24 protein-coding genes and 1 pseudogene are annotated in these 23290 nt (G+C 33.2%); 3 read left to right on the top strand and 22 right to left on the bottom strand.

All coding sequences use genetic code 11. The features are described 5' to 3' along the window. Nucleotides 1–135: 135 nt before the first annotated feature. The 3 genes from QF028_RS07965 to QF028_RS07955 form a co-directional block, all read right to left on the bottom strand. The gene (locus tag QF028_RS07965; RefSeq protein ID WP_429464763.1) at nucleotides 136–348 is read right to left on the bottom strand and encodes a hypothetical protein; all 213 of its coding nucleotides are present in this window, start codon (nucleotides 346–348) and stop codon (nucleotides 136–138) included. 499 nt (nucleotides 349–847) lie between these two features. Then, on the bottom strand, nucleotides 848–1306 hold the full coding sequence (locus QF028_RS07960) for a GNAT family N-acetyltransferase (RefSeq protein ID WP_429464762.1): 459 nt from the start codon (nucleotides 1304–1306) through the stop codon (nucleotides 848–850). 140 nt (nucleotides 1307–1446) lie between these two features. Next, nucleotides 1447–1947 carry a HEAT repeat domain-containing protein gene (locus QF028_RS07955; protein ID WP_429464761.1) on the bottom strand — a complete coding sequence of 167 codons (501 nt, stop codon included), beginning with the start codon at nucleotides 1945–1947 and terminating at the stop codon, nucleotides 1447–1449. A gap of 304 nt (nucleotides 1948–2251) precedes the next feature. Between QF028_RS07955 and QF028_RS07950 the strand changes: the two genes are divergently transcribed. Then, nucleotides 2252–2749, top strand: a complete 498-nt coding sequence (locus tag QF028_RS07950; RefSeq protein WP_429464760.1) for an RNA polymerase sigma factor — start codon at nucleotides 2252–2254, stop codon at nucleotides 2747–2749. Next, nucleotides 2742–3731, top strand: coding sequence for an anti sigma factor C-terminal domain-containing protein (locus QF028_RS07945; RefSeq protein WP_429464759.1), 990 nt, complete (start codon nucleotides 2742–2744; stop codon nucleotides 3729–3731). The genes QF028_RS07950 and QF028_RS07945 overlap by 8 nt, the downstream gene beginning before the upstream one ends. A 157-nt stretch (nucleotides 3732–3888) precedes the next feature. Here the strand turns inward: QF028_RS07945 and QF028_RS07940 are convergent, their stop codons facing one another. The 19 genes and pseudogenes from QF028_RS07940 to QF028_RS07850 form a co-directional block, all read right to left on the bottom strand. Beyond that, nucleotides 3889–4269, bottom strand: a complete 381-nt coding sequence (locus tag QF028_RS07940; protein WP_429464758.1) for a hypothetical protein — start codon at nucleotides 4267–4269, stop codon at nucleotides 3889–3891. A 155-nt stretch (nucleotides 4270–4424) separates the two neighbouring features. Beyond that, nucleotides 4425–4925, bottom strand: a complete 501-nt coding sequence (locus QF028_RS07935; RefSeq protein WP_429464757.1) for a HEAT repeat domain-containing protein — start codon at nucleotides 4923–4925, stop codon at nucleotides 4425–4427. A gap of 149 nt (nucleotides 4926–5074) precedes the next feature. Continuing rightward, the gene (locus QF028_RS07930; protein WP_429464756.1) at nucleotides 5075–6037 is read right to left on the bottom strand and encodes a proline dehydrogenase family protein; all 963 of its coding nucleotides are present in this window, start codon (nucleotides 6035–6037) and stop codon (nucleotides 5075–5077) included. A 183-nt stretch (nucleotides 6038–6220) separates the two neighbouring features. Next, the gene (locus QF028_RS07925) at nucleotides 6221–6829 is read right to left on the bottom strand and encodes a transglutaminase-like domain-containing protein (protein WP_429464755.1); all 609 of its coding nucleotides are present in this window, start codon (nucleotides 6827–6829) and stop codon (nucleotides 6221–6223) included. A 165-nt stretch (nucleotides 6830–6994) separates the two neighbouring features. Continuing rightward, nucleotides 6995–7615, bottom strand: a complete 621-nt coding sequence (locus tag QF028_RS07920; RefSeq protein WP_429464754.1) for an NUDIX hydrolase — start codon at nucleotides 7613–7615, stop codon at nucleotides 6995–6997. Between the two features lie 147 nt (nucleotides 7616–7762). Beyond that, entirely contained in the window at nucleotides 7763–8233 is a 471-nt protein-coding gene (locus QF028_RS07915) for a GNAT family N-acetyltransferase (protein WP_429464753.1), read from the bottom strand. 364 nt (nucleotides 8234–8597) lie between these two features. Continuing rightward, nucleotides 8598–9461 carry a hypothetical protein gene (locus QF028_RS07910; RefSeq protein ID WP_429464752.1) on the bottom strand — a complete coding sequence of 288 codons (864 nt, stop codon included), beginning with the start codon at nucleotides 9459–9461 and terminating at the stop codon, nucleotides 8598–8600. 650 nt (nucleotides 9462–10111) lie between these two features. Further along, nucleotides 10112–10510 (bottom strand): hypothetical protein, encoded by a 399-nt coding sequence (locus tag QF028_RS07905; RefSeq protein ID WP_429464751.1) that lies wholly within the window; start codon nucleotides 10508–10510, stop codon nucleotides 10112–10114. A gap of 1272 nt (nucleotides 10511–11782) precedes the next feature. Next, a complete protein-coding gene (locus QF028_RS07900) occupies nucleotides 11783–12169 on the bottom strand; it encodes a DUF4181 domain-containing protein (RefSeq protein ID WP_429464750.1) in 387 nt (128 codons plus the stop codon). A gap of 464 nt (nucleotides 12170–12633) precedes the next feature. Continuing rightward, nucleotides 12634–13323 (bottom strand): hypothetical protein, encoded by a 690-nt coding sequence (locus QF028_RS07895; protein ID WP_429464749.1) that lies wholly within the window; start codon nucleotides 13321–13323, stop codon nucleotides 12634–12636. Nucleotides 13324–13527: 204 nt separating this feature from the next. Then, nucleotides 13528–14247 (bottom strand): cytochrome c biogenesis CcdA family protein, encoded by a 720-nt coding sequence (locus QF028_RS07890; RefSeq protein ID WP_429464748.1) that lies wholly within the window; start codon nucleotides 14245–14247, stop codon nucleotides 13528–13530. 145 nt (nucleotides 14248–14392) lie between these two features. Continuing rightward, a complete protein-coding gene (locus QF028_RS07885) occupies nucleotides 14393–14746 on the bottom strand; it encodes an Imm32 family immunity protein (RefSeq protein WP_429464747.1) in 354 nt (117 codons plus the stop codon). 418 nt (nucleotides 14747–15164) lie between these two features. Then, nucleotides 15165–15515 carry a transposase gene (locus QF028_RS07880; RefSeq protein WP_429464746.1) on the bottom strand — a complete coding sequence of 117 codons (351 nt, stop codon included), beginning with the start codon at nucleotides 15513–15515 and terminating at the stop codon, nucleotides 15165–15167. Nucleotides 15516–15665: 150 nt separating this feature from the next. Beyond that, complete coding sequence (locus QF028_RS07875) at nucleotides 15666–16184, bottom strand: ankyrin repeat domain-containing protein (RefSeq protein ID WP_429464745.1); 519 nt, start codon at nucleotides 16182–16184, stop codon at nucleotides 15666–15668. Nucleotides 16185–16421: 237 nt separating this feature from the next. Continuing rightward, nucleotides 16422–17039 (bottom strand): DedA family protein, encoded by a 618-nt coding sequence (locus tag QF028_RS07870; protein WP_429464744.1) that lies wholly within the window; start codon nucleotides 17037–17039, stop codon nucleotides 16422–16424. Nucleotides 17040–17204: 165 nt separating this feature from the next. Further along, entirely contained in the window at nucleotides 17205–17927 is a 723-nt protein-coding gene (locus tag QF028_RS07865) for an AAA family ATPase (RefSeq protein ID WP_429464743.1), read from the bottom strand. A gap of 163 nt (nucleotides 17928–18090) precedes the next feature. Continuing rightward, nucleotides 18091–18339 (bottom strand): annotated as a pseudogene (locus QF028_RS07860) (CPCC family cysteine-rich protein). A gap of 60 nt (nucleotides 18340–18399) precedes the next feature. Further along, nucleotides 18400–19080, bottom strand: coding sequence for an HAD family hydrolase (locus QF028_RS07855; RefSeq protein ID WP_429464742.1), 681 nt, complete (start codon nucleotides 19078–19080; stop codon nucleotides 18400–18402). Between the two features lie 509 nt (nucleotides 19081–19589). Continuing rightward, nucleotides 19590–21788 (bottom strand): MMPL family transporter, encoded by a 2199-nt coding sequence (locus QF028_RS07850; protein WP_429464740.1) that lies wholly within the window; start codon nucleotides 21786–21788, stop codon nucleotides 19590–19592. A 396-nt stretch (nucleotides 21789–22184) separates the two neighbouring features. Between QF028_RS07850 and QF028_RS07845 the strand changes: the two genes are divergently transcribed. After that, nucleotides 22185–23066, top strand: a complete 882-nt coding sequence (locus tag QF028_RS07845; protein ID WP_429464739.1) for a processed acidic surface protein — start codon at nucleotides 22185–22187, stop codon at nucleotides 23064–23066. The last annotated feature ends 224 nt before the right edge of the window (nucleotides 23067–23290 follow it).

Below are 23290 nucleotides of genomic sequence, written 5' to 3'. Positions count from 1 at the left end.
TCCAATTATCGAGCTCTTGCAAACATTACTTTATGTACAATCCTTCGCAATATCTCCAAACTGTCCCGTTAGAAAAAGGCATTCCTTCCTGTTAATGATTGAATAATAATCCAAAACATACCAGTTGGAAAATACTCAAAGTAAATTTGATAGCTTTAATAATCCATATAATATCAGGAGGAGACCTAAATAAAACAAAGATGTTAATCCAAAGGGGTCTATAAGAAATTCAAAAAATACTTCCCATTTTTCCTTAACAGATTTTGCTTTCTTTAAATTCGGTATAAAAAGCATTATTGAAATTACGATACATACAACACCTGCAACTAAGGATAGTGCCCCGATCATTAACACTCCTCAATAAATAATTCAATCCTCCTTTATACGTTTCCCTAACCAAAGATTTTTTTATTCATTTGTTACCAATTAACACGTTGCTTAGGTTCAACTTCTTCAACTAAATTCCCCTTATATTCAGTATGATTTTCCACCGTATTCAACGTAAGCAAAAATGCAAGTATTCTATCTTTGTAGAAGCATTATCTACAGTAAGTATTTATAGTTTTCAACGTTAACAAACATAGGACTTTACTTGTAGGGGTGGGTATGATGGGCTTGGTTGCCTGATGAAACAACTGCTTCAGCCTTTCAAGACGAATAGTACCCACAGAGGGTCCAAGTCAAGTCCTTAACCACTTATCTATGATTTTATATTAACAAAGAAAGGGTGCATTCTAGCAATCTATTTAGTTTGATACTGTATATAAGGTCAGGTTAATGGAATAAGAAAAGGCTCTACTCCTTAGTTGAAGTAAAGTGTTACCCGGTCGTTGAAGAAGAATTTTATTTAAACTAATAAATCTTGAGATAATCGAACCATATCCCTACAATGTATCCCGTTTTCAAAAATCTCTTCTGGATAGTGCCTAACAAAAAAGTCAATGTCTACACCAATAATCCTAAAACCACATTTTTGATAAAGAAAAAGCTGTCCTATACTTGAATTTCCAGTACCAATTTCAATCGTTTTGTAACCACTTAACTTAGCTGTTCGAATAGCATCTTTCAATAACTGCTTTCCTATCCCTTTACCCTGTTGAGTATCAGCAACTGCAATATTTATTAACTCTACCGTTTCAGGTCTTGTGGGAAGTAATACATAAACCCCAATAATTTGCTGTTGATTTTCAGCTACAAAACATTCACCCCTATTTACATATTCCTCAACAATCACTTTCGAAGGGTCAGCTAATAACAACAATTTCATTGGAGGTTTTTCATCTTTGTTGAGTTTCCTAATATTCATTTTACTCTCCTATTAATAGATCTGTATTTCTTTCATTTTACCATTCCTATTCAAGTATACTGCTCCGTTTGTGGAACAAGAAAAAAGCGTTACCGTTGTTCCAGTAATGCACCCGTTAGCTGAATAGGATATATAGCAAATTAATTCTTTTTGAATGAGTAGAGGCGTTCTAAAGTATCTGAAAGTACATTCTGTTTACGTTCTAATTCAGATAGTTCATCTTTAAGCGTTTCGATACTTTTTAATAACATTTTCTTTGGGAATCTACCATTCATTGCTTCGATAAGTTGAAATACCTCAGCTTGGACTTCAAAATTTCCCGTTATCAAATGATGAACCAAAGAATCAAGATGTTCGGAACAATCGAACGGTTTAAGAGAGTAAAGAAGTGTACCTCTATTGCCTAAAGTCTTAGGATTGTTAATCATATCTATTATTGGTTTTACTACTTGTTTGTTGCCAATATCACTAAGGCACAATGCAATTTGATTTCTTAGTTGATGGTTATTTGTCCTTTTAAAAAATTCTACAAGGAGTGGAATGGCTTCTTTGACCTGTTCAGTTCCAATTACATCTAACAAATGTTCCACTTCTTTTAAATCATCAGTTTCTAATAACTTTTTTAGTAATTTAAGGTCCATTCCTTTTAATCACTCCTTCTGAGTTTTTCATATTCAATTTTACCACTTGCTGTTAAACTAAACTGCTTCATTAGTTTAAGTACATTACTGCACAAACTCCTTGTTAATAAAAGCCCCTTGGATGAAAATGTATTTGCTTAAAAATAACCCATAACTTTAGGCTATGAAAACCCTTTGTACCGATAGCTTTTTTGCTATTCTTATTGTATGTAGCTAAGGACTTAAACCCATAAAATATAAATCTTGTGTTTATTTGTTAACATTTCAGTTTTTCAATCGTTATACAAGTGAAAGGAGGTTTAAGGTGCTTAATGAAATGATGTATCAACTAATTCAGGAAAAAATGAAACAACTAAACAGATATTTAATTCGCCTTGGAGCAGACCGAAATGACGCAGAAGATATAGTTCAAGAAACCATCTATAAAGGGATTTTATACATTGACTCAATTGATCCTGAGAAGTTTTCTGCTTGGCTTTTTAAAGTGGCTTTGAATCGATATTACGACCTATGCAGAAAGAAAAAGAGGATTGAGGTTCCAATTGAATCGGTAATTATTGAAGACTCTGGAATTCCGGAAGACTTATTAATCCAGAAAGAAATTCGAGAGGAAATTGAACACGTATTAGAACAATTAACCCCAATACATAAGCAACTTCTCATTTTGAAATATGAATTGGATTTATCTTATAAAGAAATATCTAGTTTGCTCGATGTCAAAGAGGGATTAGTAAAGACTTATTTATTCAGGGCGAGAAAACAGTTCCAAAAAATATATCGGAGGGAAAAAAAATATGAATGATGAAAAATTTAGTACCAACGAAGTTGGAGATCTAACAACACTAGTAAAAAAAGCTAGACGGAAAACAATCCTTAGAAACACCATAATCTCTTTAATTGTTTCATTACTAATTCTCATAGTTGGATATATAGGAAACTTACAGCTGCTCTACAAAAGTGGAAATGATGCCTTACGCGATATTTCATTGTTTAAGGAGATTACTGGTCCAAATATATATGAATCGGGATACCAACAAAACTTCGGATTATTCAATGGTTCACTTGTTTATCATACCTATAAGGTTATTGAAGGTAAACCAGTAATATGGAATAATAATACTTTTAAGTTTAATATTTTGGGTAATTTTTCACAATTCCCTGGGAATTACTCACCAATTCAAATTAATCATCCTTTAACACAGAAAGAAAAGTTAAGTTATTATATACCCTACAACTCTCAAACTGGTCAAAGAGAGATGCTATTTTATCATCCAGCAATTGATTATGGAAAATATATAAATGATCTACCACTGCTTGAGGGGATGGACAATCAAAGTCTAGTTGAAATGGGAATTTCTTTTGATCAAAAATACTCACTTGAAGAAATTAAGAAAATGTTGCCATCAAATGTTCAACCGGTTTGGTTTTGGGTAGACACTTATTCTGAGAAGGAATTGCATAAAACAGAAAATTTATTTGATGGAGATAAAATACCGGAATCAACTGATATGGTTTATGGTTTTGGACCTGGTATTGAAAACAGAAAAGTGAGTGAACAGGAATTTTTATCTTCAATTGAAACTGGCTTAAATGTTAAAGGCAAATACTATAACGAATATAAAAGAATCTACGATAATTTGAGAAAGGATAAAAAGAAACCAATGAAAAGAGATGTAAAGATCATTGGTGTTGTCGTAACTGGAACATCTGAAAACGTAAAATCTTTAAAAGGTCAGAAATTTATAAAAGCAACTACTCTTGGGGCTGTTACAGACAAAAACTAGTGTTAGGTACTAATAAGGAAATATAAACCCAATTTATACTCCTTTCTTTAGGAAGAAGCAAAAAAGCGAATCCTTTTTGTTCAAAAGGTGGTTTCGCTTTTTTGTTTTTTTACAATCTCTTATTCAACTATTGCACCCGTTAGTTGATGAACATCGTTCATTTACCAATCAAAAACAGTCTTTTCCCTTCATACAATTGATACTGTTCAAAAGATGTTGACTCAGCAAATAAGTCTAAATACAATTCTTTATTAAATTCAATTACCAAATCTTCCGTTGGTTCAAAGTGATAAATATTCGTAATTGGAATCTCTAATAAATGCTTTTTTAAAGTGGATAGAAAACCGATTCCTCGTTGTTCCGTAGAACCTACTAAAATGCCGTCCCTAGTTCTTAATCTCCAAGGACATTTCACATTTAAATTGCCATTCTCAAATTCAACGTTTATTAGCTCTGCCCCAACTAGAGTTACCTCAGTAACCTTTTGACCATAGAAAGTCGAAAAATCGACATCGCTAGAATTAATTAAAATATCCATTTTTTCACCTGATTTCACATAAACTTCAACTGTATTATTAGTTCCATTATAGCTGATTTCCTTGTTGAACTAACCTGCCCGTTAGCTGAACAAGAAAAAAGCGACCTCCGTTATTGAAGTATCGCACCCGTTAGCTGAATAGGATATATAGCAAATTAATTCTTTTTGAATGAGTAGAGGCGTTCTAAAGTATCTGAAAGTACATTCTGTTTACGTTCTAATTCAGATAGTTCATCTTTAAGCGTTTCGATACTTTTTAATAACATTTTCTTTGGGAATCTACCATTCATTGCTTCGATAAGTTGAAATACCTCAGCTTGGACTTCAAAAATTCCCGTTATCAAATGATGAACCAAAGAATCAAGATGTTCGGAACAATCGAACGGTTTAAGAGAGTAAAGAAGTGTACCTCTATTGCCTAAAGTCTTAGGATTGTTAATTATATCTATTATTGGTTTTACTACTTCATTGTTGCCAATATCACTAAGGCACAATGCAATTTGATTTCTTAGTTGATGGTTATTCGTACTTTTAAAAAATTCTACAAGGAGTGGAATAGCTTCTTTGACCTGTTCAGTTCCAACTACATCTAACAAATGTTCCACTTCTTTTAAATCATCAGTTTCTAATAACTTTTTTAGTAATTTAAGGTCCATTTCTTTTAATCACTCCTTCTGAGTTTTTCATATTCAATTTTACCACTTGCTGTTAAACTAAACTGCCCCGTTAGCTGAAGAAGAAAAACGATCCTTCTTTATTGAAGAATCGTACACTTTAGTTCAATTAGATTTTTTCACATTCTAATTTAGTAAAATTGAGAAGAGTTTCCTTCTCCACGAATCATATCCGTAATTGCTACATAAATGTTTGGTGGATATTCTGCTATTCTATGAGTAAGGTATAGATACCACTCCACACCATATGTTAAATAAACCCGAACAGGTAACCCCTTGTCTTTAAGTTGTTTACAGAGTTCAGGACGAATTCCGTATAACATTTCTGCTTCCACATACGTATTTTGTAAATAACCACACTCCACAATCTGTTTATATATAGCTTCATCGTGAGAAGCAACTGAAACCTGGTGGCCGGCTTTAACACATAAATCTACTAAATCTAAATAACGTTGGTCCAACTCATCTGAACGAGGGATACAAATATCTGATGGTTCTTGATATGCTCCTTTAACAATACGAATTGCCCCAGGATAATTAAGCAATTCATTAAGGTCATCAATTGTTCGATGCAGTTGAGCTTGAAGTGTAATCCCAACGTTAGGATATTCGACAACAACTCTTTTGTATAAATAAAGTATCTGATCCGTTTTAGCCGATTCCTCCATACTAATCATAAGAGAAAGATTATTAAATTGTGCTTCTTTTGCCATCTCTAGTAAGTTTTGATAGGCAAGTTCAGGATCAACAGATAAACCTATATGAGATAAATCAAAAGAAATACGAGAACTTATTCCACGATTTCCACATTCCTTCATCAACGCTATAAACTCATCTTTAGCTCGAACGCACTCCTCTTTGTTTGTAGTATTCTCACCGATAGATTCCAGCGAAATGCGGTAACCCTTATTGATAAGTAAATCACCATTAGATAATCCATCTTCTCTTGATTCACCTGTCACAAACCTTTTAGCAGCACTTTGAAATAATGGATAAAGTTCAGAAGATTGCTGAATATACTCCTTTATTTCTAAATTTCGAGCAACGGATTTTAAAGCATCTGCAAATTGTTTTTCAATTGATAGAAGTTCCAATCATATCCCTCGTTTCATTTGAATTTCCATAGTAATTATAATCCAAATAATGGTTGGTCAGGTGAATTTTATACTAAAAATTTCAATTCAATAATACTGCACCGTTGGTACAATAAAAAAAGCCGCCTTTAATGGCAACCGGATCATTAAGTAATGCAAGTAATGTACTCGTTAGCGAAATAACTACAAACTTTCTGGTAAGTGATGTTTATACATTTCTAATGCATTCGTATATTCTTCTAAAACAGCCACTGTTTTGGGATGAGGCTTAACATAGATAACTGGATAATCCTCTTCATCAAATTCTTCGTTAATTGGAAAAGCTAAATTTTCCTCTTCGATTGAAAACTGGGCATCAATTCCCTTTTTATTTCCACGAGAATCTACCCTAATCCATTTATTAAGTGATTTAAAGAAGATAGCATTTAAAGCGTGAATACAATACCCTTTTTCTGGAGTATCAAACAACATTAACCTTTGATAACAAAAACCTGTTGGTATTCCCTGCGAACGCAATAAAGACGCTAATAGGTGTGATTTTGCATAGCAAATTCCCTCTTTAGAGTCTAATACATCCGAAGCATTACAAGTAACTCGGTTCGATTGAATATCCCAAGAATGAGAAATTTCATCACGAACAAATTCAAAAGCCACTTTAGCTTTTTCAATTTCCGTTTGAAATGGATTGAAAAGTTCATCTGCTTTCTTTTTTATAATTGGATTAGTATAATTAACTTCATTTAATTCGAGTAAATAATCATCTAATTTTTCAGACTCACAAACCAAATTCACAGACCTTCCCCCTATCAAATGAATAAATATGTATATAATAGTATTATTATATGAAATATGTTAACTCATTAAAAGGATGTATTATTGAATTAACCTGCCCGTTAGCACAAGAAGCGAGTGTTCTTGTTGAACAATCGCACCCGTTAGCTGAAGAAGGTTTGGCAATTAAATTTTTTCTTTAATTCTTTGAATAACAGTCTTATAAAACTTTAATTGATGAGGTACAAATTTATCCCTTCCTACATTCTCATCAATTAAAGTTTTATTGCCATCTTGTTTTATTTTAAATCCTCTTATCCTGATTGTTTCTCGTTCACCGAACCAAAGTTCAACAAAATGGTTAAATTCAACTTTCACAATCCCTGCAACTTCTTCTTCTTGAAGAGTAAAGTCATCAAAAGATTTCTCACTTTTATACAAAAATACGTTTGCTAATTCCTTATCTATAAAATTTTCTTCTATTACACAGTAAGCTATTATTCCTAACGGTATTAATTCCTGAAAGGAAATATCAATCCCAACTTCTTCCTTAATCTCTCTTACACCTTCTTGAACAGTCTCATTATCCAGTAAATGCCCAGCAGCCGTAATATCCAAAAGATTTGGATAGTCCTTTTTTGTATCACTACGGAGTTGTAAATAAAGATAATCAGCCCCCTTTTCTTTACTAATAAACCAACAGTGAAAAGCTTCTTGCCAATATCCAAGTCTATGTACATCTGCACGAGTAGCAACACCTATTTGATTTCTGTATTCATCAAAAATTTTTAATTGTTCATTTTCCATACTGTCTTCCCCCTTTAGTATCAATTTCTATCTCTCACAATGCTTCTTCAACTAAACTGCTTCTTTAGTACAATAATAAAAAGCTGCCTGAATGACAGCCCTGATCTTCAACTCTTGCACCCGTTAGATGAATTAGGTAGTAAATTTTCAACAAATCTTTTTATAAAAAATTAGGGTTGCATTTTCATTTAATTTCTTACTAACACTCGTTTTTTCGTATCCCATTTTTTCGTATAAATAACAATTAAGTTCTTCCTCTAAAATTGTAGCTAATTCCCAACTAATTGCTTTTGGAAACATTTCTTCAATTAAAGCTATAGCCTTCTGAGCAATCCCTTTCCCTTGATATTCAGGAAGAATAAACATTGGACTTATCCAAAATTGTACTTCTTCTTTCCAAAATACACAGATTGCACCTACAAGGATGTTATCGACTAAAATTTTATAAAACCCACCGTTAGGGTTATTTATTCTCGTAATTACTCTTTCTATGGGTTCATTTGCTGGATTTGTATTGTAATCCTTATATTTGTCCAACAGTGGCACAAAAGCATTTACCTGAATATCATAAATAATTTTTGCATCAGTATTTGTTGCTTTGTCTAATCTAATGTCCATTAGAATCAACCACCAATTCATTTGATTATGGTAATATTCTACAAATTCACGAAATAACCTTCTTCCATTAACCTGCTTACGTTAGTGCAATAAACAAAAAAGATGCTCCCGTACCAATATTTCAGATATACACCCGTTAGTTGATATTTTATTCCTTATCTTTTATGTCTCTTTTCTGTTCTCTATAGATAAAAATACCAAGTACAGATATTGCTATTATCACATCAGTAACTACTACGTAAAAGCCTGTATCTACGTTACCAAGTAATAACGATACAGGCTTTTATTTTAATATATCATTCTTCTTGAACTATTCTGCCCGTTAAAAAGCGTTCCTGCTTATTACATAAACGCACCCTTTTAGTTAGCTATCCGCTTTTGCTCCAAAAATATAAATTCCTATGATACTGTCATCTACTGTATTTACCAGTAATACGATTTTTTCGGCAAAGTTGTAAAAAGAACGAATTGTAATGGAATCCCTTAAATCTTCTTGTAGCTTCCAGCCTACTGGCTTTAAAAAAAATGGTCTATTTTTTTGAAAACTTTCATTCAACAAAAACTGCTGAATACGCTTGTTCTCTTTCAGTTCTAATGGATTAACTGATTCCTTTTTGATTAAAAAATACTTAAGATTCCTTGGTCCTGTCGATTGCACTGATTGGGTACCCCTATATAAATCTGATACCACAGGATAATATCCTTTGGAAAGCAAACTCTTAACCAATTCTTTTGATTCTTTTTTTAGCTCTGATAACTGTATTTCCTTAAATTTCCCCTGAACAAAAAATTCCTTTACAACTTTATAGTGGGGAACCAACTCTTTCATAATAACTTCCTGCAACCACGGGTTCATATCCTGGAACACCAGAACAGATTGGTGATCTTCTAGTATCACTTCAGGAGCTGCATAAAAGAAACAAATCACACTAATTTCATTTAAACTTTTTTCGGATTTAATTAATCTGACACTTTGGTTTCTCATCCTATTATAAAAATCTTCTTCATCGTCTTCATCCTCAAATAGACTGTCAAAGTCCCCCTTAGCAATTTCCTCAATCCATTCAAAAGGATATTCCTTTTCTTCTCCTTGATAAACTTCCTCCACTGAGGCATACAATGTCCAACCAGTTTGCCGTCTTCCTTTAAAACTGTTTATTTTGTTTAATAAAGATATACCAACTTTACCTGTTATTGAAATGAACAGGCTAATTAACTTACCTGCCAAAATATATCACCATATTCCGATTTTTGTTTTTTCTTAATCAAAGGTAATGATTTAATATTACTAAAAATAGTCACAAATCCCAAATGGAATATTATTAATTTATTATTTGTTTAATATTGCACTAAAATGCCTCTTTAGTGCAATAAGAAAAGCCGTCTTTAATGTCAATCGGTTAAGGAAAAAGGACTGCCGAAACAGTAGATTTGTTGTTCAATTCAAGCACCCGTTAGTTTAAGTGTAATGCTTCACAATATGTATACTGCCTGTTTATCCTTTAAAATAAAGTAATACAATTAGAGAAATGATAAGAAAAATTAAAAAAATAGGACCGACACCCGAAGTATAAACTATGTAAATTCTAACGTGAAGAACAACATTTATTATGACTATTATTAGTAAGCAAAGGAGTAATAAAATTATTATATTTACATTTTTATTCCTATACAAAAAATCAACCCCAATCATTGTTTCAGGGTGTTAAACTCTGCAATTGCTAATAGAATAGTTCGGTAATTATAAATATGTTGTTAATAGTATATTTATATCAACAAAATACAGATGTTGTTCCAATCACTTGACTGTTATTTGAAAATAAAAAAGGCGATTCTTGGAAAATAAAGAATCGCACTAACATAAGAATTACCTTATTACTAATTTTCAAATTGCATACCTGATATAACTTGTCCTGCTTTATCATTAATCTCTACAAAATAAGAGAAACTAACCACATCTTGTTTATGTAATTGAATAAGTTTCTCCCATATCTGGTCAGCTAATTTTGCTGCATTATCCACATTTGAACTATCTATTGTTGTTGCTATCAAAACTTTATCCTTCTGGGATTTTATTTCTCTAATTTCCTTGTAATCCTTTAACTCATCCTTCATTACATTAATTAGTTGGGTTAAATTCTTGCTTTCCTTTGTACCATTGGATATTTCTCCTGCTTGAGGTATATCTTTTGTAATATTGACTACTATTAGACAAACCGTAATTAAACTAATAAAAACGACAATCCCTACTAAAAACTTTTTACTAATTTTGGACACCCCCTCATAATTGAAAGATATGCCAAATGATATTTATTATTCCATTAACATCGGAAAAGGTATAAATATCTTTCTTCAACTAACCTGCCCCGTTAGTGGAATAAGAAAAGGGATTGCCGCAGCAACCCAATCTTCAACTCTTGCACCCGTTAGTTAAAGAACAGCTTCTCGGATGCCATCACAAAAAAAAGTAAAGATAAGATTAGCCAGAGAAAATAACCACCTTTTTTGAGAATGTAAATCTCAATACCATTTAATAAAAAAATTACTCCTACTATTATGTTCAAAATCCCAGAATAGAAATAATCAATCCTATTAAAAGTGTGTAAATAAACAATGATTACACAGATTACTAATATTAACTGTAAAAACAGTATAGGTTTAATTCTATCTTCAAGAAACTGTTTTCTAAAAAATGAAATCAATTTTATCTCTCCTATATATAATAAATCTCATTTGTATTATATCCATTTTACGAATAATTTCTTCTTCAACTAGTCGAGTAGAAGGGAGCCTTTCTACCTTGCGGTAGATTGTACTCCACCCCCCTCACAGAACCGTGCTTGCACTATTAATGCACACGGCTCCTCCTAGTTACCATTCACAAAATGTAGCTAATCTCTTAGATTGAGATTTTGCTACTTCTGCTATCCTTAGTAGTTTTGATTCCATTTATCCCTACCTCTGAGTGTAGTAAATGTTTCCCTAGTAAGGGCGATAACTGGTAGCTAGCCTTTCCTCCATCGGCATTACCCAACTTCATTGGTACTACGCTGCTATCCGACTCCCTACACAGCATTTGGTCTCCTTGCTTTTTATCGCTTGTATACCATACTCTTCTAACAAGAAAAGACCGGTAGGGTCTCCCGAGTTGCCGTATCATATCGATGTGTAACGTGCCAAGGTCTCTGACTCCAGAGAGGTTTTATCCATCTTGCCCTAACGAAGGATAAAATGTAGCTTTCTGCTGCAGGTAAAGCATCAGCCCTCTCGATTTACTAACATTATGGAGCTCAATCCCTTCAACCATTTGGCTTTCGGCCCGCCACCTAACTGTCTACGCTTAAAGACTAAAGTTACCTTTAGCCCTCCAAGACTCGCTACGAGCGAATGGCTAGTTCTTACTCGACGGGAATCCCACCCGCTATATGATACGACCTAGGCTCGGCCGCACACCTGCCCCGTTAGCTCAATAATAAAAAGGAGCTGCCGCAGCAACTCCTTTTTGAACTTTGGCTACCAGTTACTTTAAGTACAATCCTTCACAATATCTTATCTGTTTAGCAAACTACTCCAACCAAATAATTGAAGAAAATACTCTATATTATACATAATAATTACACTTAACATTAGAAGAATAAGTGTAGTAACATATTGTTTTGAGTTCTTCAGGTACTTCCACTCAAGAATAGACTGAAAACCCAATAATAAAATTAAATAGAGAATCCAATCCCACTTCATAACATTTGTGTCCTTTGTAATAACAAACGGAAGAGTGCATAAAAAGATTACTAAAATAATGCCTCTTCCCCATCGGTCAACATTTTTACCAGACGTTTCCGAAATCTTTTTCATTTCTACACCAAGTAATTTATTTATTATTTTTTCTAATAAGAACCCCAAAATTATAAGAACAATTATTAAAACCAAAAATTCCACAACTAATCCCCCATTAATATCTATGTTATCTTTATTATGCCATAATATTTCCAGTTATCTTGTTGAATTAACCTGCATCGTTAGTGCAATAAGAAAAAGACTGTCGAAACAGCCTTAGCTTCTTGTACTCAAGCACCTGTTAGCTTAATAGTGTCTTGACCTAAATTGAAAATACTCCAAATCCATAAAATTCTACTCCTTTTTAGCAATTGTTTTAGTTATATTCTGTTACACCTTGCTAAAATCCTTCTTCAAGTCCTGCACCGTTAGTACAAGAAGGAGATCCATAAAAGAGCAACCGCTGCCGCTCATTGTTTAACTCTTGCACCCTTTAGTTTAAGTACATTTCTTCACAATAATCTTTTTAAGTATTTGGTTTAATTATTAAAAAACACCATCCAAATTAACTAAAAAAACAGTTTGGCAACCAATAGTCAAACTGTTTTTTGTTTATTTTTATCCATCTAATTTTTTATATGATTTAACCATTGGTCTGAAATTATTTCAACCCAGTCCCTAAAAGTATTGCAATTGTCGATTTTGTAAAGTGTATATTCTGGATAGTTTTCATATGGAGTAATGAAATCAAAAAAGTGGTCAGCAGCAAACATAAGAACTTCGCCTGTTTGTTTGTGGTACATTGTAATATTTCCATTCGCTTCGAAAGCGAATGATATAAATTCTTCAGGTTTTACTTTTACTTCTATCGCTTCTTCTTGACACATTTCATTAAAATAGTCTTCAAACCCAATAAATCCAATTTGTGTATCCTCAAAGGTTAATACGTTATTTAAATTAATTAGCCAAGTATCTTCAGGTTCATTCCATCTTTCAGTTATCCCACCGAAATTTTTTAGTAAGAGGATATGGTCAGGATGAAGTGTCTTATCAATCTCAACTTCTGTTCTGGGTTCTAAACAAAGCCAACCAAATGATTTGGAAGATTGGTTTGTCCAACCAAACAATTGATAATTTTGATTTTCATATTTGATTTTTGTAATTCTTGCTTTTTTAAGTAGTTTTGTTAAGGAAGGGAACTTTTCTGCAAATTCTTTAGAACAAATAAATGATTTTTCATCAATTACTTCTATTTTTTCGTTATCACTAAAAAACCAAGATATTTCATTTGAAAAATCCGCCAAATCTTGACTCATCCAATTCACCCACTATTATCAAAAATATAGTACATCATTCATTTATATTAAACTTTTTGGTTACAATTCCTAGTCGTTGTACAGATAAAGAATGTTTTCCATATTGTTATTCCACTAACCTGCCCCGTTAGTGGAACAAGAAAAGCTGTCAAAATGACAGCTCCATCTTCACCTCTTGCACCCGTTAGTTCAATATGAATACATCTAAAATCCTTGGAAACCTCCGAATATGGGTTGTAATAATGAATTGATAAGTGTCAATTTATCAAAGTACAAAATAATTCCCATAACTATCATTATTACCCCGCCAATTTTCATTACAGTGCTACTGTATTTCTTTAACCACGAAAATTTAGTAATGAAAAATGCCATTAAAAGAAACGGAATACTAAAACCTAAAACATAAGCTGTCATATACCATAGACCCTGTGATGGATTTGCACCTACAAGTGCTAATGTAGCTGCTAAAATTGGACCCATACAAGGTGTCCAACCTACTGCAAAAGCTAATCCAATTACCACTGATCCTAAATAGCCAGCTGGTTTATTTCGAATGTGTAGTTTATGCTCCTTCATCAAAAACTTTGGTTGGAGTAACCCAATAGTAATCAATCCAAAGGCCATCATTAAAATAGCACCAATTTGTCGAATTAAATCTCCATATTGAAAATACCAAGTCTCTAATAAACTCGCACTTCCTGTTGTTCCGAATCCAAGCACTAAATAAATTATTGAAAATCCAAACAAAAAGAAAAGTGTATGAAAAATTGCCTTACGTTGTCCTTTTAATTCACCACTTTGTATCTCTGTTACACTCATTCCCGTAATATACGATAAAAATGCAGGATAAAGAGGAAATACACAAGGCGATATAAAAGTTAATGCACCTCCACCGAATGCAAGTAAAATAGAAATGTCCGCCATTAATAATTATCCTCCAAAATTGAAATTGGTAAATTAAGTATAACATACCAACTTACATAAACCTGCCCCGTTAACTGAACAAGCAAAATGACCGCCGCAGCGATCTCAACTTTAACTATTGCTACCCGTTAGTTGAACAAGAACCTCATTCTTTAGGTTTATAAATAACAAAATCTACAATTTCCTTGCCGCTTGAATTACGAACATTATCAAAGTGGTCGTGATAATTTGGGTCTTCAGTTTCGTAGTCAGCTAAAGCAATTAAATATTTGCCTAATTCCTTTATTGCTTCACGATTTCCGCTTAAATGTATTTCATACTTGCCGTTACTAACAAATTCATTAGCTTCAAAATCAAATGATTCACCATTAGTTACATCTATGATTAAACCCTCTATATTTGGATCAACAACTCCACCCTCATAAATTCCACTGGTTTTATCTGCTTTATTTTGAAAGTATTCAAGTGTTAAAGTTACTTCCTTCTGAACCTTTTTCATTATCCATCACCTTTAGTAATGCTTTATTATTTGATTAAATTATAACATCTTTATTCAACTAAACTGCTACGTTAGTGCAGTAAAAAAGCCTTACTCCTTATTGAAGTAAAGTAGTTTTTAATCTGTGAACAATCTATAACTCCAATAAAAACAATAAAATGCAAGTGAAAGAAATAATATTCGGGTAACCCAATATGGAAGCTTATCCAATAGCCATCGTAAGCCTTCAAATATTATTTCTAATATTATTGAATCCCCTATAACTCCAGTACCGATGCCTTCTTCTTTGTGTATCATTTTATTATGCCTTATCCCTAACATAAGAGATAGTAGACCGACTAAACCAACCAGTGTTCCCCACAGCATTCATTTCACCTTATATATTATGTACACTAAAGCACCCCGTTAGTTCAACAAATTACCTATTTTCTTCATCATACTCCAAGAATAAATCTTGTAAATCTCCATTAATTTTTTCATTATTACCCTTAATCATTACCTCAATTTCAATATCCTCTTCTGATATTGATACTACCCCATCTAACACTCCTAAAATATTAGACACGGCATCCACTTCTACTTGTTCAATTATTTTGTATAGTATCTCTTTATTTTCGTATGTAAGTTCTGTATATAACTTCAATGCTTCTTTCCAATAAGAATCCGTAACTTCATTAATATCAGTATTGATAAATAAATCACGGTAGATATTTCGATTTTCCTTAATTATTGACTGATATAAAGTTTTGATAAATTCTTCTTTGTTCATATCTTATTTAGCCCCTTATAATGGATTTTTACATTTGATAATAATAATATATCTTTATTTAACTAACCTGCCCCGTTAGCTCAACAAGAAAAGGAGCCGCCGAAAAAACTCCAATGTTCAACTCTTGCCCCCGTTAGTTGAAGAACAGTTTTAAAATTTCTCAACATATTTCTGCATTCTTTCCAATACTTCTTTTCTATAAGGAACTTTTTGTGCCAAGTCTATTGGAGTTAATCCCCATGCGTTGGGAACTTTTAATTCAAGATATGGTTGTGAAAACCACAAATCGTAAAGGGTCCTTAATTGTTCGTCAGTATATTTCATATTTAAAATAGATTGAAATGCAACTCTTTTTTTGTTATCTAGGGCATTAATGTCAACACCTAAACTTAAAAATTTACTACACAATTCAATTGTTCTATCTAAATCATGTTTTGTTTGCCCTAATAACACATGCAAAACACTTTCGTTTTCATCGTTCAAGCATCGGACATCCACGCCTTTATCAACCAAGAAGTTACTAATGTCATACCTAGAATCTAAATCTGAATTACCCAGTGAAAAGAAAACTAGACTTCTTCCTTGATACCTTTTAAACTGGTCTCCTTCTATAAAAGAATTGAAAAATTCATCTATTTTCTTTAGCCTTGCAATAAGGTCTATATTCATTTTAACTTCTCCTTTACTCTAATTTTTGCCAACCACTTAAAAGGAAAGCAACTGCCATTTGTCTAAGTTTCAAAGATTTCAACCTTTCGTTCTCTACTAGGTACCTTTTCTACATTTTAACTTCAGAATCCTTCTTGAACTATCCTGCCCGTTAGTTTAACAAGTAAAAAAGCCGCCGAAGCAGCTGATGATCTTAAACTATTGCACCCCGTTAGTGAAATAAGAAAGAAAGAAATTTTACATATCTTTTCTCTCTCTTCTTTTCTTAATGTACCAACCTATTACTATCAAAATTAAAATAATAATAAGTATGTAAACTATGTTCGAAAACCTATCCATTAAGTTAGTGATATGTTCCCAATCAGCTCCTAATCGAGCTCCTAAATGAACCAAAATTGTATTCCAAACAAGAGTCCCTGTTGTTGAAAAAATTAAAAATAGCCAGAAATTCATATTTGACATACCAGCTGGAATAGAAATTAAACTTCGAATTAGAGGAATTAATCTACAAAATAAAACTGTCCATATACCATATTTATCAAACCAGGTGTCCGCACGATATATATCCTCTTTTGTTAACCGTAAAACCCTTCCATATTTCTCGATAATTGTTTCTAATCTCTTTACATCTAATAATAAACCGAGCCCATATAAAAAAATGGCTCCTGTTATTGAACCAAACGTTGATGAAAGAATAACACCTGTAATACTTAAGTTTGTTCCATATGTCATATATCCACCAAAAGTAAGAATGACTTCTGACGGAATAGGGGGGAATACATTTTCAAGTGCGATTAATAAAAATATTGCTCCGTACCCATATTGTTCTATTAACTCTTTAATTAAGGACTCCATTATACCCCCTGCTATATAAATATTAGCTCTTTAACTACTTTTTCTACATAAGACATTAAAACTCCTTCTTCAACTAAACTGCTACTTTAGTTTAATAAGAAAAAGCCACCGAAATGGCAGCCTGTTCTTATATGAAAGCACTAGTTAGTTCAAGAATTTATATTATTAATCTTCGCTGAATATTTCGGATAGAAACTTTTCTCTATGCTGTAAAAAGTATTTTGTTATCTGGTAATGGTCGGTCATTTCATATTCAATCTTTGAAATATGACCATTATCAAAACTTAGAATATTTGCATTTGGATACCCCAATAGGATTGGTGAATGTGTTGCAATGATAAATTGTGCATTACCTTTAGAAGCCAAGTCATGAATAACTTTTAAAAAGGTCAACTGTCTAGTTGGCGATAACGCCGCCTCTGGTTCATCTAAAAGGTATATAGCTTTCCCCTTAAAACGATGTAAAAATAATGATAAAAACGATTCTCCGTGAGATTGTCTGTGAAGAGATTTACCTCCGTAATCCCTAAACCCTGTATCATCCACTTTATCAATATGAGTTGCAAAGTTGTAAAAGGATTCTGCTCGTAGGAAAAATCCATTCGTTATTTTAGGTAACCATGAAAGCCTAATATATTTGCCAAGCATTGATTCTGATGCATAAACATTATATGTATTGTTACGTCCACCTCCCGCAGTATTGAAATCACATCTGTCTGCAATAGCTTCTAACAATGTAGATTTTCCAGAGCCATTTTCGCCAACAAAAAATGTTACATGGCTTTCTAAATCAACCTCTTGGAGGTTTCTTATAGAAGGAATTGAAAACGGATAACGGTCAAAAGAGGGAATATCTTCATGTAAAAGTGTAATTCTTTTCAGAAACATTCTAATCACCCTTGAAAAGTATATCAAATCATAGAAAACATGGCACTGATTCAAAAATTAAAGGCATCTAACCTGACAAATTAATTAGAAATGGAGCTCCTGCCGCAACTCCTTGTTCAACTATTGCACCTCGTTAGTGAAAGAACAACCATTCAATATCCACTTATAACGGTTTCCAATTAGGGTCCTTTATATCGGACTTATTTGGTTTTCTTACAAACTTAATACTGTCTTTATCGCGAGCCACAAATTTTATAAAATTTTGTTGTGCTTCTTTTAGGAAACATAATTGGCACCAGTTTCATCTGGATATTTATATTGGTAACCAAAAACAGATTTCACAAATTTCATAGGTGTCTGGTGGTTCTTCATTTAATGTTTTATAACCACAACAACGACAAGTATATTTCACGCTTCCACCTCATTCAAGAAGAAGAAAATTATTAAAATTCATCGAAAAAAAAGAATTGATTTATGCAATAACTTTTAATAATTCTTGGAGAGAACTTATTACAATAATTTCTGGATGACGTTGTTTATCTGTTCGATTTAACCATATTCCTCTCATTCCAGCCATTTTACTACCTAATGCATCAGTATCTAACCTATCCCCAACATAGTAACAGTTTTCAATAGGACTATTTGTATGTCTACAGGCTTCCATAAAGATAGTTTTGTCTGGTTTTGCTGCACCTACTTCACTTGAGGTAATAACACAGTCAAAGTATTGTTCTACACCCATACGTTGTAGCTTTTCCACTTGTTGTCGATAATCCCCGTTACTAATAACACCTAATGGATAACCCAGTTCCTTCAATTTGTCTAAAACCTCTATGACATCTGCATAAGCCTTCCAATTTTTCTTATAAAAAGACAAATAACTCTCAAACTTCTTATCAGCCTCTTCATTTGTTAGGTTAATTTCAACCTTTTTAAAAAGTTCAATCATTCGTGCCCTTTTTTGTTCTTGAAATGACAACTCATTATCTAAAAATTTCTCAAAGTATTCACTAGAAAGTTGCTTCCAAACTTCAATAGCCTGTTGTTCCGTAAAAGAAAAAAGATAAGGGTTAGTTCGGAAAAAATCTAAAATTCCTTCCCGTTCTGCATAATCATAGTCAAGTAAAGTACCGTCTATATCAAAAAAAATCATTTTACCCTCCACTTTTTAAACATTTTTCCCCAGTAGACTTCTACACTTTAATCGAAATTTCCTTTAAATTTAACAGCCCATTTTAATATCAATCCTTGTTCAACTAAACTGCCCCGTTAACTGAATAAGAAAAGGGGTAGCTGCGGTAATCCCCGTTCTCCGAACTCTTGCCACCGTTTGCTCAATTACAAGAATCCTTCTTCAATTTGACTGCTCGTTTAATGGAACAAAAAAGTCGCCGAAGCGACCTTTTATTAAATATAAGGACTAAAAAGCTACTAATATAAATACTCTACTATACTCTCAATTAAAAAAATTGGAAATAATTAAATGGACTAGATTTTTAGAAAAAAATACTTGTAAAGTGACTTAGAGATAAATAATTGATAATAAAAAAAAAGTAAGTTGCTTATTTATGTTAGGAGCAACCAGCGATACAGAGCCAAGCCATCGTATCGCTGGTTACCAATGCTCAGCCATATAATAATTCAACTTTTTAACCATTCCAATTATTTACCTACAATCCATCTGGGAGCCCACCAGTTTGCAGGACCGAGCAGTTTCATTAAAGCAGGAACCACGATAATTCGGATTAGGGTAGCATCAATGAAAATAGCACAAAATAAACCAACACCGAGTGCTTTTGTAATCTCAATATTGGTAAAAATGAATGAACCCACAACTACTAGTAAAATTAATGCAGCACTACTGATAAGACGACCCGTTTTCTGGAGTCCTGCGGCTGTGCTTTTTTCATTATCACCTGACCTATCGTATTCTTCCTTAATCCTTGATATTAAAAAGACTTCATAATCCATTGAAATACCAAACACAATACAAAAGATTGTTACAGGCATAATGATACTAACATAGCCAATAGATGTAATATTTAGTAAATCAGTGAGCCATCCATACTGAAAAATAATTACCACTATTCCTAGACTTGATCCAAGGCTTAAGACGTTCATCATGATCGCTTTAAGCGGAATTAGAACCGACTTAAAAGCATACAACAATATCAAGTAAGTCACAGATATAATAAATAATATCATCAACGGTAAACCTGAATTTATTCGATCCAACATATCCACAAGCAAAGCGGTTTGCCCAGTTACATGCGATTCCAAGTCATTCACTGATACCTTCCGTATCTTGTGAACAAGATTGGAGGCTTCGGTCGAATTTGGCTTTGACCGTGGTACAACTGTAAGCAAAGCATAATTACCTCTCAATAAACTTTCATTTTTCATTCGGTCACGTGTGCCTTTTAACTTAAGTAGTTGAAAGGTTTCTTCTGGTGTACGATTACCAAGAACATCGATAAAACTTTGAACCGATAGCACACCAGGCAATCGGTGAATCTTTTCCTCATATTTCTTAATTCTCCTAATGGATGATACTTCTGTTACATTTTCTTTTGCCTTAACAATTATAAAAATCGGGCTTGATTTCCGTACGTCATAATTTTCTTTTAACAATTCCGCCCCTTTCCTTGATTCATATGATGGGGGCAATACTTCTGCAGTAGGAACTCCTACTTTCATACGAACAATAGGGAGCATGAGTGATAATAACAGAGTACTTATTACGATGGCTAATACGGCTGGCCGTTTCATTACAGAAAGGGCGATTCGCTCCCACATGATGGTGTTTTCCATTCTCTTTTGAGTACGTGCGAATACTTTAAGAGAATTGATACGATGGCCCAAAATACCTAGTAACGAGGGTAGAAGCGTGCAAGATAGGATCATTGCTGAAAAGACCACTAGCACACCACCCAGGCATAAAGAGTAAATAATGGGGAGTTTTATAAAAAGCATACCAAACATACCTATTAGTACAGCAAATCCAGAAAAGAAAACAGATTGCCCTGCTGTTTGTGTAGCCATTGCTACAGCTTCTTCTACTGATTGCTGTCTTTTTAATTCCTCTCGAAAACGACTGACAAGAAAAAGAGCATAATCAACCCCGATCGCAAGACCTAACATCATAACGATATTTGGAAGAAAATTTGAAAGCGAGTAAAATTCAGTAAGATAATAAGTAATTGCGAGTGTCAGTGATACACTCATCATACCAACTAACAGAGGTATAATTGCTGCCCATACAGTTCCAAAAATAAATAATAGAACAAGTAAGGCAATCGGAAGGCCAATCTTTTCTGAATGTGCCATATCTTGTTTTGTCGCCTGCTGTACTTCATGAATTGTAGCAATTTCTCCATCAACATATGTATCCATACCCTTTGGCTTCCCCATCAGCCTTTTCATCTCTGAAAAATGGTTAAGAGCCTCTTGATTCTTTAGTTTAAGTTCCACAACAATAGACTGTATTCCCTTATCCTTTTTTAAACGAGGTGTAGAATTGATCTGAATCTTTTCAACATAGTTTTGTTTTTTTAATTTATCTAATGATTGAAGTATGTCCTTCTTCGCTTGTTCACTTGTTAAGTCTGTTTCATGACTTGTATAAACAATAGTGACTGTAGATGGTGACGTCCCAAGTTCCTTTTTCATTAATGAAAATCCGAGGTCCGATTCGCTTCCCTTCGAAATTAATCCACTTTCCTTAAGCCTATCAGGTAGTTTTTGGACAAAATATGCAGAAACTATAAATAACAATATCCAAAAAATTGTTACTGCCCAGCGTAATCTGTACATCCTTATTCCCCAATGCCAAAATAGACCTTTTTCTTGAATCTCTCTCATTTATAACTTCCTCCATTTTGTTCCAGTAAGAATAGGATTTCACATAACACACGTTTTTATGAAAATGAACTATCGGGAAGAATAGCGATTAAATCTTTCTTATCCTTTACATTTCAGAAACTTTTAAATGGTTTTAGAGTTTATTCTATAGGCGGGTATCCTTTTCTTGTATGACACCATGTTCCCTACGAAAGACCTTAACATCTTTTATAGGATAAAATTATTTTTGTTTACAAAAAAGCGAGGCCGTCCATACGGTAAGTATAACTGTCTATTCATCTGCCTCATTTTTGTGTAATCTTGGTGTGACTTCCAGAAGAATTAGGTATGTTTATATTTCTAAGTATCCCTCAACAGGGTAAATTAAAGATGCACCAAAATTAAAGGAGGGTCCCAATGGTCCGTATTAAGGTTATGATCGTGCTCATGCTCACGTTGCCACTCCTATTGAATGTTCCTTCAGCGAATGCAGCTCCACCAGAAAATGAATTGAATCAATATTTAGCTGAAATAGGATGGACTAAACAAGAGTTACTTGACTATCTTTCCTACTATGAAATTCCATTAGATGATTTTAGCACTGTGGAAGAACTTAAAGATGTCATGGGTACCCCAATTAACTCGCAAAATTTTCAGGAGTTATTAACTAAATATGGTTTGACCGAGAAAGAATTTAATGATTTAATGGACCATTTTGGTGATAACTTGAATGACTATAAATTTATAGAGGATTTGGATACATCAGTTGAATTTTATGTAAACAATGATGAGTATATGGCCGAAATCGAAAATGCACTAGGGGAATTTGGCATTACTGAAGAAGAATCAGAAAAATTCTTTAACTATTTAGCAGCAGTAGAAGAAAAAAATAAGGATCAACTTGACCAAATCGCAACAAATGATACCCTATGGGAAAAATTCGTGAATGTAGAAGATCCTAGTCAATTAAGCGACCAAGGCCTTGATGAAATGGTTCAAATATTGGAGCAAACAATTAATTTGTATGAAATTAAAATGAACTTTAAGGTTAACGGCCAACCTGTAACGTTAAAGGATTTGTTAAAAATGGAGGAACCTCCAAAAGGTAATTTATCTGGTAGTATCTACAGTACTTCAGGGGAACTTTTGATGGACTTTAATATACCTAAAGAATTTTTTGATTCGCTGGAGGTTGTGGACAACGGTGAAAACATGCTTCATTTAGGTGAAATTTCAGATGATTATGTAGATCATATGCATGAAGAGAAATATGAACAAGGACGAAAAAATTTAAAATAAAGAGTTAGCCCTTCCCTATGGGAAGGGCTTTGTCAAAGACAACCTCTATTATTTGGGCAGGTGTTTCGCACCGAGGATCACGTATGGAGGTCTAGAAAGACGATTTAGACCAAGCATGGTACCAAAAAAACCGGCCAAAGGAATCCCGCATGATTCAGCAGAACACAACCTTGTCAAGGACGATTCTTGTATTCTTTATAGTTATTTATTGTTACCGACAGTTT

This window comes from Neobacillus sp. B4I6 (assembly GCF_050434045.1).
GTDB lineage: Bacteria > Bacillota > Bacilli > Bacillales > Cytobacillaceae > Neobacillus.
This window is presented reverse-complemented; position numbering and strand designations above follow the sequence as displayed.

What these genes read in the sequence shown, in the direction of transcription:
- QF028_RS07965 (WP_429464763.1), bottom strand. Translation starts at nt 348, where the DNA reads ATGATCGGGGCACTATCCTTAGTTGCAGGTGTTGTATGTATCGTAATT.
- QF028_RS07960 (WP_429464762.1), bottom strand. Translation starts at nt 1,306, where the DNA reads ATGAATATTAGGAAACTCAACAAAGATGAAAAACCTCCAATGAAATTG.
- QF028_RS07955 (WP_429464761.1), bottom strand. Translation starts at nt 1,947, where the DNA reads ATGGACCTTAAATTACTAAAAAAGTTATTAGAAACTGATGATTTAAAA.
- QF028_RS07945 (WP_429464759.1), top strand. Translation starts at nt 2,742, where the DNA reads ATGAATGATGAAAAATTTAGTACCAACGAAGTTGGAGATCTAACAACA.
- QF028_RS07940 (WP_429464758.1), bottom strand. Translation starts at nt 4,269, where the DNA reads ATGGATATTTTAATTAATTCTAGCGATGTCGATTTTTCGACTTTCTAT.
- QF028_RS07935 (WP_429464757.1), bottom strand. Translation starts at nt 4,925, where the DNA reads ATGGACCTTAAATTACTAAAAAAGTTATTAGAAACTGATGATTTAAAA.
- QF028_RS07920 (WP_429464754.1), bottom strand. Translation starts at nt 7,615, where the DNA reads ATGGAAAATGAACAATTAAAAATTTTTGATGAATACAGAAATCAAATA.
- QF028_RS07915 (WP_429464753.1), bottom strand. Translation starts at nt 8,233, where the DNA reads ATGGACATTAGATTAGACAAAGCAACAAATACTGATGCAAAAATTATT.
- QF028_RS07895 (WP_429464749.1), bottom strand. Translation starts at nt 13,323, where the DNA reads ATGAGTCAAGATTTGGCGGATTTTTCAAATGAAATATCTTGGTTTTTT.
- QF028_RS07890 (WP_429464748.1), bottom strand. Translation starts at nt 14,247, where the DNA reads ATGGCGGACATTTCTATTTTACTTGCATTCGGTGGAGGTGCATTAACT.
- QF028_RS07885 (WP_429464747.1), bottom strand. Translation starts at nt 14,746, where the DNA reads ATGAAAAAGGTTCAGAAGGAAGTAACTTTAACACTTGAATACTTTCAA.
- QF028_RS07880 (WP_429464746.1), bottom strand. Translation starts at nt 15,515, where the DNA reads ATGAACAAAGAAGAATTTATCAAAACTTTATATCAGTCAATAATTAAG.
- QF028_RS07875 (WP_429464745.1), bottom strand. Translation starts at nt 16,184, where the DNA reads ATGAATATAGACCTTATTGCAAGGCTAAAGAAAATAGATGAATTTTTC.
- QF028_RS07870 (WP_429464744.1), bottom strand. Translation starts at nt 17,039, where the DNA reads ATGGAGTCCTTAATTAAAGAGTTAATAGAACAATATGGGTACGGAGCA.
- QF028_RS07865 (WP_429464743.1), bottom strand. Translation starts at nt 17,927, where the DNA reads ATGTTTCTGAAAAGAATTACACTTTTACATGAAGATATTCCCTCTTTT.
- QF028_RS07855 (WP_429464742.1), bottom strand. Translation starts at nt 19,080, where the DNA reads ATGATTTTTTTTGATATAGACGGTACTTTACTTGACTATGATTATGCA.
- QF028_RS07850 (WP_429464740.1), bottom strand. Translation starts at nt 21,788, where the DNA reads ATGAGAGAGATTCAAGAAAAAGGTCTATTTTGGCATTGGGGAATAAGG.
- QF028_RS07845 (WP_429464739.1), top strand. Translation starts at nt 22,185, where the DNA reads ATGGTCCGTATTAAGGTTATGATCGTGCTCATGCTCACGTTGCCACTC.